Here is a 1,604-nt window from a genome sequence, read left to right as displayed (position 1 = left end):
GCATCCCGTGACGCTCCGCGTCACCTGCCCACGGCTTGAACCTGCGCTGGCTGCGGGACGCGGAGCGTCCGGGGCTGCATTCCCACGCGGAGCGTGGGGACGATCGGCGGGGTTACTTGCTCTCGGGCTTATCCAGCTTGACCTCAAAACCGTATTGCACGGTGTTCAGTTCGGTGCGCTGGTAGCTTTCCAGGCTGGTCGGCTGGCCGTAGAAGTAATGCACATCAAACAGCGCCGTGCCGTATTCCTCGGCGCGGTGGCTCACGCCGAGGATTTCCTTGAGGTACTTGCCCGTGGCGTCCTTGGCGTAGAAGCGCCAGCTGTCGGCGGGGAATTCCTTTTGGTCGACGATCAGCGCGTTGTCTTTGAGCGACAGGCCTTTAGGCAGCTTGGCCACGTCTATCGTGTTTTTTTCGATGGTGGCCAAAAACAGCGGCACCGAGCCCACCACAAAGGCCGGGTTTTCCGGGAACAGGTTGAGGTCATAGGTGAGTGTGCCGCTGCCGGCGTTCAGCTCGAAGGCCTCGGTGGGCAGTTCAATCGGCTCGCCGCGCTCGCCTTTGTCGTCCGCCGTGAAGAAGGTGATGGGCGCGTCGCTGTTGTTGCGATCAGCACCGACCAGGTCGTCATTGAACGTGAACGGGTGGTCAAACACGATCTTCGCCGCGCTGGCGTCTTCGGTCGACTGGGTGATGGTCACGCTTTTTTTCAGCTGGTCCTCGGTCATGGCGGCGTCTTTAAGCCAACTGGCGGCGCTGTCGTCGTACACGGTGACCGGCATCGGCAGCGCTTGCACGCTGCTTTGCAGGCTGTTCTTGTCGAAGCGCTGCACCGGCAGGTCCAGGTCTTTGCGGGTGAGGGTGGCTTTGGAGAAGTCCAGTACATCGACCTGCAGGGTGTCGATCAGGCCATTGAAATACACCTTGGCGTAGTGGCTGCTCTGTTTGTGCTCGAAGGCTTTTTGTTCGTCGGTGAGTTGTTTTTCAAAGGCATCCGACCAGGCCTTCTGCTTTTGCATCTCGGCCAGTTGTTTCTCGTAGAACGCCACTTGCGCGGCATTTTCGTTGATTGAACCCGAGCGGGTCAGGTACTGCCCGGTGCTGTCGCGGGCCTGCACCAGCAATGGGTTGGGCGATTCATCGCCGACTTCCGGCGCTAGCGGTTCGCTGTTGGTCAGTTCAATCTCGGCGTAGTTTTTTTCAAGCAACAGCAGGTTGAGGGTGATATTGCCTTCGGTGCGCTTGTGGCCTACGTCTTTTTTCGACAGGTCGAAGGTCAGCACCTTGCCCGGCGCGACCACTTCAACCGAGCCTTTGAGGCTGACTGGCTGCGGCTGGCTCTTGTTGTCGGTCTCGACGCCTTCGATAAACGGGTAGGTCACGGTCAAGTCATCGGGGTTGGTCAGGTTGGAGCTGCTGGGGCTCAACTGGATACCCGGGTCGGTTTCCGACCATTCCGGCTGGAAGAGGATGACTTTATTGTTGCTCAAGGTCACCGACTGCCATTCCAGGCCGTGGGGGAAGGGGAACTGGTCGGGGCTGTTGAAGCTGAACGGGAATACCGGCTGCAAATCGGTCAGGTAGTCGGAGTGCGAGGCTTTGCGC

The 1,604-nt window shown here is 59.5% G+C and carries 1 protein-coding gene; it reads right to left on the bottom strand.

Annotated elements, in window-relative coordinates; translation table 11 throughout:
* Nucleotides 1-112: 112 nt before the first annotated feature.
* On the bottom strand, nucleotides 113-1,604 hold a 1,492-nt coding region (locus tag FEM54_RS32225; protein ID WP_138454243.1), incomplete at its 5' end, for a hypothetical protein.

Source organism: Pseudomonas edaphica (assembly GCF_005863185.1).
Lineage (GTDB): Bacteria > Pseudomonadota > Gammaproteobacteria > Pseudomonadales > Pseudomonadaceae > Aquipseudomonas > Aquipseudomonas edaphica.
Note: the sequence above shows the minus strand (reverse complement) of the source record. Positions and strands in the feature narration are given on the sequence as shown.